Source organism: Mycolicibacterium sp. XJ2546 (assembly GCF_053483195.1).
In genome coordinates, this window is the sequence record NZ_JBEFRW010000001.1 from 12,730 (window position 1) to 29,173 (window position 16,444).

Annotated in this window: 17 protein-coding genes and 1 pseudogene; 9 read left to right on the top strand and 9 right to left on the bottom strand. The window is 65.9% G+C overall.

Translation table 11 applies throughout. The annotated features are described in order from the left end of the window. Positions 1 to 3: 3 nt before the first annotated feature. The 6 genes and pseudogenes from ABQE44_RS00075 to echA20 all read right to left on the bottom strand — a co-directional run bounded on the left by ABQE44_RS00075 (position 4) and on the right by echA20 (position 4,900). Positions 4 to 742 (bottom strand): annotated as a pseudogene (locus ABQE44_RS00075) (hypothetical protein). Then, positions 739 to 1,380: a SatD family protein gene (locus ABQE44_RS00080; protein WP_448428278.1), complete on the bottom strand. Its 642-nt coding sequence runs from the start codon at positions 1,378 to 1,380 to the stop codon at positions 739 to 741. The pseudogene ABQE44_RS00075 and the gene ABQE44_RS00080 overlap by 4 nt, the downstream one beginning before the upstream one ends. 52 nt (positions 1,381 to 1,432) lie before the next feature. Beyond that, on the bottom strand, positions 1,433 to 2,506 hold the full coding sequence (gene ipdC, locus ABQE44_RS00085) for a (3aS,4S,5R,7aS)-5-hydroxy-7a-methyl-1-oxo-octahydro-1H-indene-4-carboxyl-CoA dehydrogenase (protein ID WP_448427677.1): 1,074 nt from the start codon (positions 2,504 to 2,506) through the stop codon (positions 1,433 to 1,435). Then, positions 2,503 to 3,246 carry a cholesterol ring-cleaving hydrolase subunit IpdB gene (gene ipdB / locus ABQE44_RS00090; protein WP_448428280.1) on the bottom strand — a complete coding sequence of 248 codons (744 nt, stop codon included), beginning with the start codon at positions 3,244 to 3,246 and terminating at the stop codon, positions 2,503 to 2,505. Before ipdB ends, ipdC begins: the two co-directional genes overlap by 4 nt. Positions 3,247 to 3,254: 8 nt before the next feature. Beyond that, complete coding sequence (gene ipdA, locus ABQE44_RS00095; protein ID WP_448427679.1) at positions 3,255 to 4,148, bottom strand: cholesterol ring-cleaving hydrolase subunit IpdA; 894 nt, start codon at positions 4,146 to 4,148, stop codon at positions 3,255 to 3,257. Continuing rightward, positions 4,145 to 4,900 carry a (7aS)-7a-methyl-1,5-dioxo-2,3,5,6,7,7a-hexahydro-1H-indene-carboxyl-CoA hydrolase gene (gene echA20 / locus ABQE44_RS00100; RefSeq protein WP_448427681.1) on the bottom strand — a complete coding sequence of 252 codons (756 nt, stop codon included), beginning with the start codon at positions 4,898 to 4,900 and terminating at the stop codon, positions 4,145 to 4,147. The genes ipdA and echA20 overlap by 4 nt, the downstream gene beginning before the upstream one ends. Positions 4,901 to 4,964: 64 nt before the next feature. Here echA20 and ABQE44_RS00105 point away from each other — a divergent pair, with 64 nt between their 5' ends. Both ABQE44_RS00105 and ABQE44_RS00110 read left to right on the top strand, forming a co-directional pair. Beyond that, positions 4,965 to 5,741 carry an SDR family oxidoreductase gene (locus ABQE44_RS00105; protein ID WP_448427684.1) on the top strand — a complete coding sequence of 259 codons (777 nt, stop codon included), beginning with the start codon at positions 4,965 to 4,967 and terminating at the stop codon, positions 5,739 to 5,741. A gap of 14 nt (positions 5,742 to 5,755) precedes the next feature. Continuing rightward, positions 5,756 to 6,661, top strand: a complete 906-nt coding sequence (locus tag ABQE44_RS00110; protein WP_448427686.1) for an SDR family oxidoreductase — start codon at positions 5,756 to 5,758, stop codon at positions 6,659 to 6,661. A 16-nt stretch (positions 6,662 to 6,677) separates the two neighbouring features. Here the strand turns inward: ABQE44_RS00110 and ABQE44_RS00115 are convergent, their stop codons facing one another. Then, the gene (locus ABQE44_RS00115; RefSeq protein ID WP_448427688.1) at positions 6,678 to 7,976 is read right to left on the bottom strand and encodes a histidine phosphatase family protein; all 1,299 of its coding nucleotides are present in this window, start codon (positions 7,974 to 7,976) and stop codon (positions 6,678 to 6,680) included. 181 nt (positions 7,977 to 8,157) lie between these two features. Beyond that, positions 8,158 to 8,613: a nitroreductase family deazaflavin-dependent oxidoreductase gene (locus tag ABQE44_RS00120; RefSeq protein ID WP_448407336.1), complete on the bottom strand. Its 456-nt coding sequence runs from the start codon at positions 8,611 to 8,613 to the stop codon at positions 8,158 to 8,160. 35 nt (positions 8,614 to 8,648) lie between these two features. On the opposite strand from ABQE44_RS00120, the gene ABQE44_RS00125 reads away from it, so the two are divergent. Further along, positions 8,649 to 9,035 (top strand): DUF8021 domain-containing protein, encoded by a 387-nt coding sequence (locus ABQE44_RS00125; RefSeq protein WP_448428282.1) that lies wholly within the window; start codon positions 8,649 to 8,651, stop codon positions 9,033 to 9,035. A gap of 52 nt (positions 9,036 to 9,087) precedes the next feature. Here the strand turns inward: ABQE44_RS00125 and ABQE44_RS00130 are convergent, their stop codons facing one another. Further along, a complete protein-coding gene (locus ABQE44_RS00130) occupies positions 9,088 to 10,251 on the bottom strand; it encodes a steroid 3-ketoacyl-CoA thiolase (protein WP_448394706.1) in 1,164 nt (387 codons plus the stop codon). 130 nt (positions 10,252 to 10,381) lie between these two features. Here ABQE44_RS00130 and ABQE44_RS00135 point away from each other — a divergent pair, with 130 nt between their 5' ends. The 6 genes from ABQE44_RS00135 to ABQE44_RS00160 are packed head-to-tail and all read left to right on the top strand — an operon-like array spanning position 10,382 to position 16,413. Then, positions 10,382 to 11,632 (top strand): cytochrome P450, encoded by a 1,251-nt coding sequence (locus ABQE44_RS00135; protein WP_448394707.1) that lies wholly within the window; start codon positions 10,382 to 10,384, stop codon positions 11,630 to 11,632. Positions 11,633 to 11,680: 48 nt separating this feature from the next. After that, positions 11,681 to 12,718 carry an acyl-CoA dehydrogenase family protein gene (locus ABQE44_RS00140; RefSeq protein WP_448427690.1) on the top strand — a complete coding sequence of 346 codons (1,038 nt, stop codon included), beginning with the start codon at positions 11,681 to 11,683 and terminating at the stop codon, positions 12,716 to 12,718. Positions 12,719 to 12,720: 2 nt separating this feature from the next. Beyond that, positions 12,721 to 13,896: an acyl-CoA dehydrogenase FadE29 gene (gene fadE29, locus ABQE44_RS00145; protein ID WP_448394709.1), complete on the top strand. Its 1,176-nt coding sequence runs from the start codon at positions 12,721 to 12,723 to the stop codon at positions 13,894 to 13,896. Next, positions 13,893 to 14,849: a bifunctional MaoC family dehydratase N-terminal/OB-fold nucleic acid binding domain-containing protein gene (locus ABQE44_RS00150; RefSeq protein WP_448427692.1), complete on the top strand. Its 957-nt coding sequence runs from the start codon at positions 13,893 to 13,895 to the stop codon at positions 14,847 to 14,849. The genes fadE29 and ABQE44_RS00150 overlap by 4 nt, the downstream gene beginning before the upstream one ends. After that, a complete protein-coding gene (locus ABQE44_RS00155; RefSeq protein WP_448394711.1) occupies positions 14,846 to 15,247 on the top strand; it encodes a MaoC family dehydratase in 402 nt (133 codons plus the stop codon). Before ABQE44_RS00150 ends, ABQE44_RS00155 begins: the two co-directional genes overlap by 4 nt. After that, complete coding sequence (locus ABQE44_RS00160; RefSeq protein ID WP_448394712.1) at positions 15,247 to 16,413, top strand: 17-hydroxy-3-oxo-4-pregnene-20-carboxyl-CoA lyase; 1,167 nt, start codon at positions 15,247 to 15,249, stop codon at positions 16,411 to 16,413. The genes ABQE44_RS00155 and ABQE44_RS00160 overlap by 1 nt, the downstream gene beginning before the upstream one ends. Positions 16,414 to 16,444: the final 31 nt, after the last annotated feature.

Below are 16,444 nucleotides of genomic sequence, written 5' to 3' on the forward strand. Positions count from 1 at the left end.
GCGCTACTGCGCGAGGGCCAGACCGCCCAGCGCGACGATCCAACTGGCGAAGCTACCCACCAGGAAGTACTCGACGACATCCCCGATGCCGATGTGCCCGTTCTCTCGGGCCTTCTGGGCGTTGATTTCCGGGAACCGGATGATGCTCTTGGCGGCGATGACGACCGAGACGGCCATGAGTTGACCGGCCAGCCCGAGCCCGAGGATCAGCAGCCGCTCCATCGGGCCGAGCAGGCGGCCGCCCTTCAACCGGTCCGACGGCTGCGGCTCGCCGGTCGGTTTCACCGCGCCGATCGCACCGAGGACCAGACGCACCAGCTGGTTTCCGGTGACCACCTGTAGCAGCACAACGCCGACGATCATCAGCAGCCGGTCGGCGTCCACGCCGCGGATGTCAGGCAGACCGACCCACGCGAACCAGCGCTGCACCAGCCCGGCCACGTCAGAACCCAAGCCCGACAACAGAAGCAGTAGCCCGACGGCCACACCGAACACCACCAGCGGGGTCAACTCCCGCTCACCGCTCCGCTCGGCACGCGCGCACAGCACCGCCCAGCACATGGTGGCCACCGCCGCGATGATCAACAGCACGATGTCACCGAGGTGCCACAGCGCCGGTCAGCGCGGCGCACCCCGCGACGACCACGGGTGCGGTCAACACCGGCGCCCAGAGCCGGGGCGTCAGCCGTCGCACGATGTCGGCGACACCCATCGCGATGAACATCACCGCCAGCGCGCTCACGGGATACTTCTCAAATAATCGGAGGCCATCACGATCAGGTCCAGCCCGTCACGGCCGGCGCGCTGCGAAACGGCCGAGGCGCTGATGCCCTCGGCTGCGGCGATGTCCTTCTTGGTGTGCTCGCTCAACAGTCCCTTCACAATCCGTAGTGAGCGGTCATCGAGCGATCCAAGCAGATGGTCCCGACAAATCAGCGCCGCGTTGATCGCGTCGGTATCGCCGCGAGCATCGCCGGCCCGGAACGACGTGCGCACCAGCGCCAACCCCGGCCGCCGCTGTGCGGTGGCGGTCCACGTGATCGCCTCGCGGGCGGTCCACCATCCCGGTCCGTCTTGTATGCCTGTGGTGGCGTCGAGCACCGTGACGGCGCCCCAGCCGATGCCGAACCGCACGTCGATGTCCGGTGCGACGGCCAGCCGGATGGTTAGCGCCGCGTCGATCGCCGCGCCGATGGTCGGATAGCTGCCCTGAAACTCGTCGCCGACAGTGAAGGCCGGTGCGGCGATTGCCCCGCCTGCCGCGTCGGCCAACGCGTTGTTGAGCGCGCGGTGCGCGGCGGCGCGGTCAGCGACGCGGCGTGAACCGACCATATCGCCGATCAACGTCGCGCGGGCATCCGCTGAAGCTATTACCTCCATCACGGACATATGAAGATTATAGCTTCATTTGAACTAAGTTAAGTTGAGAGCTTCACTCGATGTAGTCGGTGGCCGCCCGCAGGTGCTTGACCGCGTCGCCGACAATCGTCTCGACCAACTCCGCACACGTCGGCAGATCACCCAAGATGCCCGCGACCTGGCCCGATGCCAACACGCCCGCATCGGTGTTGCCTTCCACCAGGCCGGCCTTCAGCAGCATCGGGGTGTTGGCGGCCATCACGACTTGCGACCACGTCAGCTCCTTGCCGTGGCGCATCTCCAGGCCGTCTTTGATCATCGACCGCCAGGTCATGCCGGACATCTTCTTGAACTTCTGGGCGTTGCGCACTGCCGCGGTGAAGCCGCGAAGCCGTGAACCGCTTTCGAGCTTCTCGACGAGCCCGGTGCGCAATACCCGGTGCGGCATGCCGTCGACACGGGTGGAGACGACGGTGCCGTCCAGCCCGGCCTCCAGGTAGCGCCGTTTGACCGCATCGGGCACCGTGGAGTCCGACGTCAGCAGAAACCGGGTGCCCATCGCGACGCCTGCCGCGCCGTAGGAGAGCGCCGCCGCCAGACCGCGGCCGTCGAAGAAGCCGCCCGCGGCGACCACCGGGATATCGACGGCATCCAGCACCGACGGCAGCAGCAGCGTCGTCGCGATCGGACCGGTGTGGCCGCCGCCTTCGCCGCCTTGAACGATCACCGCGTCAGCGCCCCAGCCGGCGACCTTCTTGGCATGCTTGGCCAGCCCGACCGACGGAATCACCACCACGCCGGCCTCTTTCAGTTTGGCGATCAGATCCGGCTTGGGCGCCAACGCAAACGACGCGACCTTGACCCCTTCGCGGATCAGCAGGTCGATACGCTCACCTGCGTCGCCGGCGTCGGCGCGGATGTTGATGCCGAACGGTTTGTCGGTCGAGCTCTTGACCTTGGTGACCGCGGCCTGCAGTTCGTCGAGCGTCATGGTCGCCGACGCCAGGATGCCGAGGCCGCCGGCGTTGGAGGTCGCCGACACCAACCGTGCACCTGCCACCCAGCCCATCCCGGTCTGGACCACCGGATGGTCGATGCCGATGAGCTCGGTCAGCGGGGTGCGCAGCCTGTGCGACGGAGTGCTCACCTTATCTCCTTGTCCCGCAGGCCTTTCGGATCGATAACCGTGCGGATCAGATCCAGTTCACGTTCGGTCGGCAATCGGGTCGGTTCGGCTTTGTCCAGATCGTGGATCTCGAAGGAGGTGTTCTCGGCTACCTCTTCGGGCCCGATGCCGGGATGCAGCGAAACCGCCCGCATCTGATGGTCGGGGCCGTTGAAGTCGAACACCCCTAGGTTGGTCACCACCCGGAACACGTTGACGAACCGGAACGCCGGGTTGTCCGGATCCACCTTGTCCCAACCGATGCCCGACACGACGTCAACGGCCTCGCCGAACACCCGCTTGGAATGGTTGCCTACCCAGTAACTGGTGGCGTGGTTGATGGTGTTGCCGGGGGCGCCGCGCACGCCGAACATCTGCCGGGTGGGTTGTTGCAACGGTCCGAAGGCCGACAGGTTCTGGTTGCCGTAGCGGTCAATCTGGTTGGCGCCCATGACGACATGACGCCGACCCCATGCCAGGGTCTCGAACACGCGGCCGAACGGCATCCAGCCCTCGATAGCGCCAGCGGCGCCGACAGCGGGGGTATCGGCCAGCAGGCGTGCCTCGCCGTCGGTGAGCAAGATGTCGGGGGAGAACGTCAACCTCGCCAGCCGCGCGCCGATGGCCACCATCGTGGTCATCGGGCTCACCATGATCTCGCGGGCGTCGCGGAACAGTTCCGCACACGCCACCACGCACACTTCGGGACGGCTCGCGGACATCGCTGCGCTCATGCCTTTTCGCTCCTCGCGTCCGCGGCCTGGAATCTGCGTACTGCGGCCTGATAGTCGGATTCGCTGCCGGACAGATACGTCTGGATGAACTGCTGCCACGACTCGTCTGATGCGGCGGCCTCGGCGTAGTGCCGCTGGAACTTCTCGTCGCGCCGGTAATCGGGTTCGGCCGTGGTGAAGTGGGCGCCGTTGGGCGCTTCCACGACGTTGTCGACCATCATCCGGTTGATCAGCAGCGCCTGCGGCGGAACGGCTTTGACCAGTTCCTCGGTGGACACCACCCGTTCGACCGACAGGAACCGCTTCTCGGCGGCCATCAGGTACAGGTCGTCGAAATACGGGTCGATGCCGGTGTAGGCGGCGTTGCCTTGTGCGTCCCCGAGGTTCATGTGCACGAACGCGGCGTCCAACGTCAACGCGGGCATCGCGATGAGCTCCTCATAATCATCACCGGTCGGGTAAGGCGATCGCACGGTCGTGAGTTCGTCACCCCAGAAGGACCGCACATCGCTGCCCAGTCCCGCCCGGATCGGCAGGAAAGGCAACCGCTGCGCGGCCGCCTGCAGACCGCACCGCAGCATGCCCTCGTCCATCTCGCGTGCCTCGATCGTGCCGGCCTTACGTGCCTTGCCGAACCACGGGTCGTAAAACGGTGGCGAGTCCAATGACACGAAGCCGTAATACGCGCGCCGCACCTTGCCCGCAGAGCACAGCAAGCCCAGGTCGGGGCCGCCGTAGGTGACCACGGTCAGGTCGGTGACCTCGGTGCGCAGCAGGGCCCGCACGAACGCCATTGGCTTGCGACGGGAGCCCCAGCCGCCGATACCGATGGTCATACCGCTCTGGACCGAGGACACGGCCTCGTCCAGAGTTGTTCTCTTATCGGTCATTTCGACCCCTTGTCGGTCCCGGCGAAGGCGTCGCGGTGCTCGTCGGACACACCGGCGAGGTTCAGCTCGAACGTGAAACCCTGCTCCATGCGGTATCTCGCGTTTACCGGTTGCACGTCGATGAAGTTCAGCGCTTCCTTGGCCGCGCGGATCACCCGAGTGTCCTTGGCGGCGATGTCGCGGGCCACGCGCAGCGCCGCCTCGTCCAAGCCGTCGCGCGGCACCACTTCGTGCACCGAGCCGTAGTGGTGCAGCGTCGCGGCATCCACGGTGGCGGCGGTGAAGAACATCCGCCGCATCACGTGTTGCGGCACCAGCCTAGACAGGTGCGTGGCCGCGCCCAGCGCGCCGCGCTCGACTTCCGGAAGACCGAACGTCGCGTCGTCAGAGGCGACGATGACGTCGGCGTTGCCGACCAGGCCGATGCCGCCGCCCACGCAGAAGCCGTTGACCGCGGCCACCACGGGAACCGCGCATTCGTAGACGGCCTTGAAGGCGGCATAGCAACCGCGGTTCGCGTCGATCAGCGCGGTGAAGCCCTCGGTGCGCTGCATCTCTTTGATATCCACGCCGGCGTTGAACCCGCGGCCTTCGGCGCGCAGGATCACGACGTGCGTGGTCGGGTCCTGGCCGGCCGTGGTGAGGACATCGGCGAGTTCGAACCAGCCGCGCGAGGGAATCGCGTTGACGGGCGGATAGTCGACCGTGACCGAGACGATGCCCGGTTCGGTGACGGTATGCGTGATGGTCATCTAAGCCTCCGAGCACTTCCTGGGTCCGGTAGGAAAGCAAGCACTTGCTTGGTACGCTAGCACAGTGACCGACCGGCCAGAGATCAAGCTCGGACTTCACGACAAGGTCGTGCTGGTGACCGGCGGCGTCCGCGGCGTCGGCGCCGGCATCAGCGCCGTCTTCGCCGCTCAGGGCGCGACCGTCGTCGCCTGCGCGCGCAGACCTGTCGAAGGTTCGCCGTATGAGTTCCACAGCTGCGACGTACGCGACGACGCGTCGGTCGCGGCCATGATCGAGACGATTGTCGATCGTCACGGCCGCCTCGACGTGGTGGTGAACAATGCCGGCGGGTCGCCGTACGTTCCGGCCTCAGAGGCGTCGGCGAAGTTCAGCACCAAGATCGTTGAGCTCAACCTGCTTGGGCCGCTTTCGGTTTCCACCCATGCCAACGCGGTCATGCAGAACCAGGATCGTGGCGGCTCGATCGTCAACGTGGCAAGCGTCAGCGGCAGGCGGCCGACTCCCGGCACGGTTGCCTACGGTGCCGCCAAGGCCGGCATGGAGAGCATCACCAGCACTCTCGCGGTGGAGTGGGCGCCGAAGGTGCGCGTCAACTCCGTGGTCGTCGGGATGGTCGAGACCGAGCAGTCGGAATTGTTCTACGGTGACGCGGATTCGATCGCGGCGATCTCGAAGAACGTGCCGCTGGGCCGGCTGGCCACTCCGGCCGACGTCGGCTGGGCAGCAGCGTTCCTGGCGTCGGACGCCGCGTCATACATCAGCGGGGCGTCGCTGGAAGTGCACGGCGGCGGCGAGCCTCCGCACTATCTGGCCACCACGACAGCGGACATCAAACAATAAAGGAGACAACGGATATGGGACTGCTCGACGGTCGTGTGGTCATCGTGACGGGTGCAGGCGGCGGCATCGGCCGGGCGCACGCGCTGGCGTTCGCCGCCGAGGGGGCGCGCGTCGTGGTCAACGACATCGGTGTCGGCCTGGACGGCTCACCCGCCGGCGGTGGCAGCGCCGCGCAGGGCGTCGTCGACGAAATCACCGCTGCCGGAGGCGAAGCCGTGGCAAACGGGGCCAATGTGGCGGACTGGGCGCAGGCGGAAGGGCTGATCCAATCGGCGGTCGACACCTTCGGCGGGCTCGATGTGTTGGTCAACAACGCCGGCATCGTGCGCGACCGGATGTTCGCCAACACCAGCGAAGAGGAGTTCGACTCCGTCGTCGCCGTACATCTCAAGGGCCACTTCGCCACCATGCGCCACGCCGGGTCGTACTGGCGCACCAAGTCCAAGGCGGGCGAGACCGTGGATGCCCGCATCATCAACACCAGTTCCGGCGCCGGGCTGCAGGGCAGCGTGGGACAGGCGAACTACAGCGCCGCCAAAGCCGGGATCGCCGCCCTGACGTTGGTGGCGTCGGCGGAGATGGGCCGCTACGGCGTCACTGTCAATGCGATCGCGCCGTCGGCGCGAACCCGGATGACCGAGACCGTGTTCGCCGAAATGATGGCGACGCAGGACAAGGACTTCGACGCGATGGCGCCGGAGAACGTTTCGCCGCTGGTGGTTTGGCTCGGCAGCGCCGAGTCCAAGGACATCACCGGCAAGATGTTCGAGGTCGAGGGCGGCAATATCCGGGTCGCCGAGGGCTGGGCGCACGGTCCACAGGTCGACAAGGGCGCGCGGTGGGATCCCGCCGAGCTGGGTCCGGTCGTCAAGGACCTGCTGGCCAAGGCCCGTCCGCCGGTTCCCGTCTACGGGGCCTGAGCACACCAGCCAGGGGCTAAGCGGCGGCCTGCTCCGATCCCGCGTCGGCGTCGGCCTTATCGGTGCCACCGAGGCGGTCGGTGATCGCTGTGACGAAGCCCTTGAGATTGCGAGGCTCGGCATCGGAGTCCGCGTCGGCGTCAGTGTCCACGTCGACATCGGCGGATTCGATGGTGTCACCGGGCTTGACCTTGTTGCCATCCGTCAGATCCGTTGCCCCGGCGCGGTTCCTGACCTTGGTCAGCAGCGGCGTGGCGTCGGCCTCGTCCGTCGTCTCAGCAACAGCCGTTGTCTCCGATTCGATTGTCGTCGCGTCGACTTCCACGTCCAGCGAGCTGATATCGACGGCATTGATGTTCACCGGTTCGTCGACCGTCTGCGCGGACGGACCGCGGAACTCGTCGACGATGTCTCGAATCACGTTGGGCACGAACTCGACCGCGGTCTTGACGACGTCGATCACCCCGTCTCGCACCGCGTTCGCCAACGCGGCGATGTCCCCGCTGGCGAATGCCTGGCCGATGTTGTACAGCGCCGTCTGAGGTGCTGTGACGAGATCGCGGACATCGACGAACAGTTTGGTGAGCAGGGGCGGATCCGTGGAGACAGCCACGCCGTCCCACTCGGTGAGCAGCCAACCGTCTTCCGGGTTGCCGGTGACGATGACGATTCCGGTGTTGCCCAACGGACGACGCAGCATCAGTCCTAAGTCGGGGTTATCGACGTTCATCATCACCCAGAACATGATCGTGGCGCCGTGCGAGAACGCCACGGCGTTGCGGTCTCCGCTGTCGTAGATGGTCTGAATGGCGTTGTCCACCCGGGCGTCGAACGCGTTGCCGTCCGCAGCGCCCAACACGGGCACGAAGCGTGCGCCCAGCGTCCACGCCGCCGGCACCACGACGTAGCCCAGCCGGCCCAAGCCGCCGGACTCCGGTGAGCCTTCGAAGATGCCCGCGTTGATCTCTCGCAGTCCTGGCAACACCACCACAGGTTGGCCCAACATGGTGGCCAGCGGTGCCGCGGTCAACTGGGTTCGCACCATGTTGGAGGCGTAGATGCCGTCGAAGCCCCTGTCCGCCAGGACGATCGCGACATCTGCCGCCTGCTGCTGGCCCAGCGGGGTGAGCCCCGGCCCCGGAACCGACGTGTCGATGCGATCGGCTGCGTTGGCCTCCGACTGGCCGTGGCGGACGAAGGTCAACGTCATCGACTCCGCGGCCCACGCCGGCAGCGCCGACACGAAGAACAGGACCGCGGCTGTGATCGCGGTGAACACAAGGCGCAGAAGCCGCCTGGTGGAATAAGGCTGCATATCGACGCTCCGCCAGTAGCCCGGTTGTCCGGCTCACAGTACGTCCGGTGGGCCGCCGGTGAGCACAGAACCCAAGAATCAGGTGGGCTCGCTGTGGATGAACGGCCGCCGGTGCGCCGATGGCCCCGAATGTGGGCGCGCGCAAAGTATCCGGCCTGTCATGCGAAATTACTGCCCGGGTTCAGGGCTCGCAGACGACGAGCGGGATGACCCGGTCGGTCCAGGACTGGTAGTCCTCGTAGGTCGGGTACATCTCGACCAGCTTCGGCCAGTACTTCGCGCGTTCGGCGTCGGTGGCGTCGCGTGCGGTCAACTCGAGCACATCTTTCTTGATCTGCACCTGCACCTTGGGATTGGCCTTGAGGTTGAGGTACCACATCGGGTGCTTGTCGCTGCCGCCTTTGGACGCGGCCACCACGACGATGTCGCCGTCGCGGTGGAAGTACAACGGGCTGATCCGCGGCTGGCCCGTTTTGCGACCGGTGGTGGTCAGCAGCGCCACGGGGATGCCCTGAAAGTCGCTGCCGAAGCCCTCGCCGTCGCTGCGGCGGTACATGTAGGTGTTGACCTTCGCCATCCACTTGATGAAGAAGTCCGCTGGCTTGGTGTCCATGAAACGCGGGCGCGACTTTGCCATGGCGGTCATCCTATGCTGGGGAAATGGACCAGGAAATGGGCACCGTGTCGGACACCGACCGTATCGCGGCCGCTGACGCGTACATCGACGCGCTCGCCAGCCATCGCGCCGAGCAGGTGCAGTTCGCGCCGGGCTGTGTCCGGATCGAGGTGGGCCTCAAGACCGGTTTCTCCGCAAATCATCTGCGGCGCAGCCTGAACCGCGGCCCGCAGTACCGCGTCATCGACGCGACCACCGATCGCGAGTTCCGCGTCGACGGCGACCACGTGCACGCGACGTTCACCGTGGTCACCAAGGCGGCGCTGGGCCGGCGTCGCGTCGTCGCCGACGTCGACGAAACCTTTTTGATCCCAGCCGCCGACGGCAAGATCCACCACATCAGGGCGCGGATCCGTCCGCGCATCCGGCGCGAGCAGGCATAGAAGGCCGTTCTCAGACTCCGAATCGCGGCCTTCTGCAGCTGCTCGCCGAGAATTAAATCCGCTCGATGATCGTGCCGGTGGACAGTGCACCACCTGCGCACATGGTGATCAGCGCCGTGCTCTTGTCGGTGCGTTCGAGCTCGTGCAGGGCGGTGGTGATCAGCCGGCTACCGGTGCTGCCCACCGGGTGCCCCAGCGCGATCGCCCCGCCGTTGACGTTGACCTTGTCCATATCGGGGTTGTGCACCCGGGCCCACGACAGCACGACCGACGCGAACGCCTCGTTGATCTCGGTGATGTCGATGTCGCCCATCTTCATCCCGGCCTTCTCAAGCACCTTGGCAGTGGACTGCACGGGTCCGTCGAGGTGGTAGTAGGGCTCGGCGCCGACGAGCGCCTGGCTGACGATCCGCGCGCGCGGCTTCAGTCCCAGCGCGCGAGCCTTGTCTTCGTCCATCCACAGCACCGCGGCCGCGCCGTCGGAGATCTGGGACGACGTACCCGCGGTATGGATACCGCCCTCGATCACCGGCTTGAGCGCGCCGAGGCCCTCCACTGTGGTGTCGCGCAACCCCTGATCGCGGGTGACGACGTGGCGCTCGCTGGTCGGCTGCTTCTGGTCGTCGAGCACCGGCGCCTCGATACCGCTGATCTCGCGGTCGAACCGGCCTTCGGCCCATGCCTGCTTGGCCTTGGCCTGCGACTGGAAACCGAACTGGTCGATGTCCTCGCGGGTGATGCCGCGGCGTTTGGCGATCCGCTCGGCGGCGGTGAACTGGTCGGGCAGGTCAATGTCCCAGGATGACGGCCGCAGGATGCTGCGGTCGGGTCCGGCGTTCGCGCCCAGCCCCACCCGGCTCATCGCCTCGATGCCGCAGGCGATGCCGATGTCGATGGCGCCGGCCGCGATGAGGCCCGCGATCAACCCGTTGGCCTGCTGCCCGCTGCCGCACTGGCAGTCCACGGTCATCGCGCCGACGTGGTCCGGCAGCCCGGCGACCAGCCAGCTCACCCGGGTGATGTTGTTGGACTGCTCACCGAACTGGGTGACGCAGCCGCCGATGACCTGCTCGACTTCACCGGCGTCGATCCCGGCTTTCTCGACAAGAGCCTTCTGCGTGGCGCCCAGCAACTCCGTGGCGTGCAGGCCGGACAACCAACCGTTGCGCTTTCCGATGGGGCTACGAGTGGCTTCAACAATGACAGGGTTACCCATTACGTCAGGCTAGAACACGTTTCATTACCCTGACAAGCGAGGATGGTTACCTGCCTTTCATCTGCGCAGAAGGCATGTTTTACTGGCACTAGAACACGTTGCAGAAGTGTTGCGCAAAGGAGCTCACCGCATGTCTGGTCCGAACCTGCCCAAGGGATTCGATCCCCTCGACGCCGATTTGAACCTCAAGGGTCTCCCCGTCGCTGAGCTCGCCGAACTGCGCGATTCCGACCCCATCCACTGGGTCGACGTACCCGGTGGCACCGGCGGCTTTGGAGACAAAGGGTACTGGCTCGTCACCAAGCACGCCGACGTCAAGGAAGTCTCTCGGCGCAACGATGTCTTCGGCAGCTCGCCCGACGGCGCCATTCCCGTCTGGCCGCAGGACATGACCCGCGACGCCATTGATCTGCAGCGCAATGTGCTGCTCAACATGGACGCCCCGCAGCACACCCGGCTGCGCAAGATCATCTCCCGCGGCTTCACCCCCCGCGCGATCGGGCGCCTCGAGGACGAACTGCGCGCCCGCGCGCAGAAGATCGCCGAGACCGCTGCTGCGCAGGAAAGCGGCGACTTCGTCGAACAGGTGTCGTGTGAGCTGCCGCTGCAGGCCATCGCCGAGCTGCTCGGTGTTCCGCAGGAGGACCGCGACAAGATCTTCCGCTGGTCCAACGAGATGACCGCTGGTGAGGATCCCGAGTACGCCCATGTCGACCCCGCGATGTCGTCGGTCGAGCTGATCCAGTACGCCATGCAGATGGCCGAGGAGCGGGCCAAGAACCCGACCGAGGACATCGTCACCAAGCTGATCGAGGCCGACATCGACGGCGAGAAGCTCACCGACGACGAGTTCGGCTTCTTCGTGGTGATGCTGGCGGTGGCGGGCAACGAGACCACGCGCAACTCGATCACCCACGGCATGATCGCGTTCTCTCAAAACCCCGACCAGTGGGAGCTTTACAAGAAGGAACGTCCCGAGACCGCCGCCGACGAGATCGTGCGCTGGGCCACCCCGGTTTCGGCGTTCCAACGCACCGCCCTCGAGGATGTCGAGCTTGGCGGAGTGAAGATCAAGAAGGGCGAGCGGGTGGTGATGTCCTACCGGTCGGCCAACTTCGACGAAGAGGTCTTCGAAGACCCGCACACCTTTAATATCCTGCGCGACCCGAACCCGCACGTCGGCTTCGGCGGCACCGGTGCGCATTACTGCATCGGCACCAACCTGGCGCGCATGACCATCAACCTGATCTTCAACGCGATCGCGGACCATATGCCCGACCTCAAGCCGATCGGCGACCCCGAACGGCTGAAGTCGGGGTGGCTCAACGGCATCAAGCACTGGCAGGTTGACTACACCGGTAAGTGCCCCGTCAAGCACTGATCGGTACCGAACCCGCGCGGGGCGCGTCGTTTGCAATAAGGAGGACGGGTGGATTTCACGCCCAACCCGGAGCAGCAGGCTGTCGCCGACGTGGTGACATCCGTGCTCGACCGAGACAACAGCTGGGAAGCACTGGTCGCCGGCGGAGTGGCCGCCCTGGCGGTGCCCGAGCGCCTCGGCGGTGACGGTGTCGGGCTGCCCGAGGTGGCCACGGCACTGACCGAGATCGGTCGGCACGGCACCGTCAGCCCGGCGCTGGCCACGCTGGGTCTTGGGCTGTTGACGCTGCGGGATCTGGCCTCCGACGAGCAGCAGGACCGCTACCTCTCAGGAGTTCCCAAGGGGGCGGTGCTGACGGCCGCGCTCAACGAACCCGGTGCGCCGCTGCCCGACCGGCCGGCCACGACACTCACCGACGGCAAGATTTCCGGCACCAAGGTCGCGGTTCCCTATGCGGGACAAGCGGAATGGATGCTGGTGACCGCCGACAACGGGGTCGCCGTCGTGTCGCCGAAGGCCGACGGCGTCCAGGTGACCAAGACCCCGACCTCCAACGGAGGGGATGAGTACACCGTCACGTTCACCGACGCGCATGTCGACGCGGTACTGGACGGCGCGACACCGCGCCGCGTCAACCAGTTGGCGCTGGCCGCGATCGGGGCCTTCGCGGCCGGTCTGGTCGCCGGCGCACTGCGGCTAACCGCGGACTACGTCGCCAACCGCGAGCAGTTCGGTAAGCCGTTGTCGACGTTTCAGACGGTGGCCGCACAGCTGGCCGAGGTCTACATCGCTTCTCGCACTTTGACGTTGGCGGCCACGTCGGTGGTTTGGCGGCTCTCCGAGGGGCGCGACGCCAGCCCACAAACTCAAGAGGATCTCGACGTCCTCGGCTACTGGCTCGCATCGCAGGCACCTCCGGTGATGCAACTCTGTCACCACCTGCACGGCGGGATGGGTATGGATATCGCCTACCCGATGGACCGCTACTACTCCACGATCAAAGACCTCACCCGACTGGTGGGTGGTCCGGCACACCGGCTCGACCTGGTGGGAGCCGCATTGGGCGAGCGAAGCGACGGGAGATAGCAGTGTTCATCGACCTGACGCCCGAACAGAAACAGCTGCAGGCGCAACTGCGGGCGTACTTTTCCAACCTCATCTCTCCAGAAGAGGCCAAGGAGATGGAGAAGGACCGCCACGGCGAGGCGTATCGTGCCGTCATCAAGCGGATGGGCTCCGACGGCAAGCTCGGCGTCGGGTGGCCCAAGGAGTTCGGCGGTCTGGGCTTCGGTCCGATCGAGCAGTCGATCTTCGTCAACGAGGCGCAGCGGGCGGACGTGCCGCTGCCGGCCGTCACGTTGCAGACCGTGGGGCCCACGCTGCAGCAGTACGGCACTGCGGAGCAGAAGAAGAAGTTTCTGCCCGCCATCCTCGCCGGCGAGGTGCACTTCGCGATCGGCTACACCGAGCCCGAAGCCGGCACCGACCTGGCGTCGCTGCGCACCACGGCGGTGCGACGCAGGGAAGGGTCCGCCGAATACTACCTAGTCAACGGGCAGAAGGTGTTCACCACCGGCGGGCACGACGCCGACTACATCTGGCTGGCGTGCCGTACAGACCCAGAAGCGGTGAAGCACAAGGGCATCTCGATCCTGATCGTCGACACCAAGGACCCCGGCTACTCCTGGACGCCGATGATTCTGTCCGACGGCGCACACCACACCAACGCCACCTATTACAACGACGTCCGGGTCCCCGCCGACATGCTCGTCGGCGAGGAGAACGGCGGTTGGAAGCTGATCACCACTCAGCTCAACAACGAGCGCGTGATGCTCGGCCCGGCAGGCCGGTTCGCCTCGCTCTACGACCACGTACACGCGTGGGCATCCAAGCCGGGCAGTAACGGCGTCGCCCCGCTCGAACATGACGACGTCAAGCGTTCGCTGGGTGAGCTCAAGGCGATGTGGCGCATCAACGAGCTGCTCAACTGGCAGGTCGCCGCGTCCGGTGAGACCATCGACGTTGCCGACGCAGCAGCGACCAAGGTGTTTGGCACCGAACGCATCCAGTACGCGGGCCGGCTGGCCGAGGAGATCGTCGGCAAGTACGGGGATCCGGCGGATCCGGAAACCGCGGAGCTGCTGGAGTGGCTCGACAGCCAGACCAAACGGAACTTGGTGATCACGTTCGGCGGAGGTGTCAACGAGGTAATGCGGGAGATGATTGCGGCTGCGGGACTGAAGGTTCCAAGGGTCCCCCGGTGAGTATCGACGACATCAAGGCCGCCGCCGAGCGGGTCAAGGCGGAAGGCAAGAGCAAGCCCCGTGTGGGCCGCCACCCGGTCAACCAGCCGATGATCGACCACTGGGTCGATGCGATGGGCGACAAGAACCCGATCTACGTCGACGAGGCCGCGGCGAAGGCGGCCGGTCACCCGGGCGCCGTCGCGCCGCCCGCGATGATCCAGGTGTGGACGATGATGGGTCTGGGCGGTGTGCGCCCCGACGACGACCCATTGGGCAAGATCATCGAATTGTTCGACGACGCAGGCTATATCGGTGTGGTCGCCACCAACTGCGAACAGACCTATCACCGATATCTGCGGGTCAGCGAACAGGTCAGCGTCACCGCCGAACTGACCGACGTCATCGGGCCGAAGAACACCGCGCTGGGTGAGGGCTTCTTCATCACGCAGAAGATCACTTGGCAGGTTGGCGATGAAGATGTGGCCGAGATGATGTGGCGCATCATGAAGTTCAGACCCGCCGACAGCGGTGCGCGAACCCAGGTGCCCGAGGATCTGGATGCTGATTCGATGATGCGGCCGGCGTCGTCGCGGGACACCAAGTTCTTCTGGGACGGCGTCAACGCGCACGAACTGCGGATCCAAAAGCGTCCCGACGGCACGCTGCAGCATCCGCCGGTGCCCGCGCTGTGGCAGGACAAAGAGCAGCCCACCGACTACGTCGTGGCAAGCGGCAAGGGCACGGTGTTCAGCTTCGTGGTGCACCACGCCCCGAAGGTGCCCGGTCGCACACTGCCGTTCGTCATCGCGCTCGTCGAACTCGAGGAGGGCGTCCGGATGCTCGGGGAGCTGCGCAATGCCGAACCCACCGCCGTGGAGATCGGAATGCCGGTCCGGGCAACGTTTATCGACTTTCCAGAAGGCGATTCAGGCCCACCCTGGACACTGTACGCATGGGAGCCGGACACGTGAGCACACCCACTGTCGAAGTAGGCACCAAGCTGCCCGAACTGGCGCTGTACGGCGACCCGACGTTCATCGTGTCGACGGCGATCGCCACCAGGGACTACCAGGACGTCCACCACGACCGCGACAAGGCGCAGGCCAAAGGGTCGAAGGACATCTTCGTCAACATCCTCACCGACACTGGGCTGGTTCAGCGCTACATCACCGACTGGGCCGGGCCTACCGCGGTCATCAAGTCGATCGGTCTGCGCCTCGGGGTGCCGTGGTATGCCTACGACACCGTGACGTTCAAGGGTGAGGTCACCGCGATAGAAGACGGTCTCATCAGCCTGAAAATCACTGGCAGCAACAGCCTGGGTGATCACGTGATCGCCAACGCGACGCTAACCCTCGGAGGTAACTGATGCCCGGCGAGTTGTCCGGCAAGGCGGCGATCGTCGGGATTGGCGCCACCGACTTCTCCAAGAACTCCGGTCGCAGCGAGCTTCGGCTCGCCTCTGAAGCCGTTCTGGACGCGCTCGACGACGCGGGTCTGACCCCTGCCGACGTCGACGGCATGGTCACGTTCACGATGGACTCCAACACCGAGGTGGCGATCTCGCGCGCGATCGGCATCCCTGAGTTGAAGTTCTTTTCCAAGATCCACCACGGCGGCGGCGCGGCCTGCGCCACGGTCCAGCAAGCCGCGATCGCGGTGGCGACCGGAGTCGCGGATTGCGTTGTGGCATACCGGGCTTTCAACGAGCGCTCGGGAACCCGCTTCGGACAGGTGCAGATGCGGCTGGTGGAGAACGCCGACTCCACCGGCGTGGACAACTCGTTCTCGTATCCGCACGGGCTGTCCACCCCCGCTGCGCAGGTGGCGATGATCGCCAGGCGCTACATGCACCTGTCCGGTGCCACCAGCAAGGACTTCGGCGCGGTATCGGTGGCCGACCGCAAGCACGCGGCCAAGAACCCGAAGGCGTACTTCTACGAGAAGCCGATCACTATTGAGGACCACCAGAATTCGCGGTGGATCGCCGAGCCGTTGCGGCTGCTGGATTGCTGCCAGGAAACCGATGGTGGTGTGGCGTTGGTGATCACGTCCGCCGAGCGGGCCAAAGACCTCAAACACCGGCCCGCGGTCATCGAGGCGGCGTCGCAGGGTTCCAGCGCCGACCAGTATTCGATGGTCAGCTACTACCGGCCCGAACTCGGCCTGCCGGAGATGGGGCTGGTGGGCAGGCAGTTGTGGGAGCAGTCAGGGCTCAAGCCAACCGACATCCAGACCGCCGTCCTCTACGACCACTTCACGCCGTTCACGCTGATCCAGTTGGAGGAGCTGGGCTTCTGCGACAAGGGCGATGCCAAGGACTTCGTCGCCGACGGCGCCATCGAGATCGGTGGGCGGCTGCCGATCAACACCCACGGCGGCCAGTTGGGTGAGGCCTACATCCACGGCATGAACGGCATTGCCGAAGGGGTACGCCAACTGCGCGGCACATCGGTGAACCCGGTGCCGGACGTCGAGCACGTGCTCGTCACCGCGGGCACCGGTGTGCCGACATCGGGTCTGATCCTGGGCTGACCCCGCCACGGCGGGTGCCGCTGCTACTACC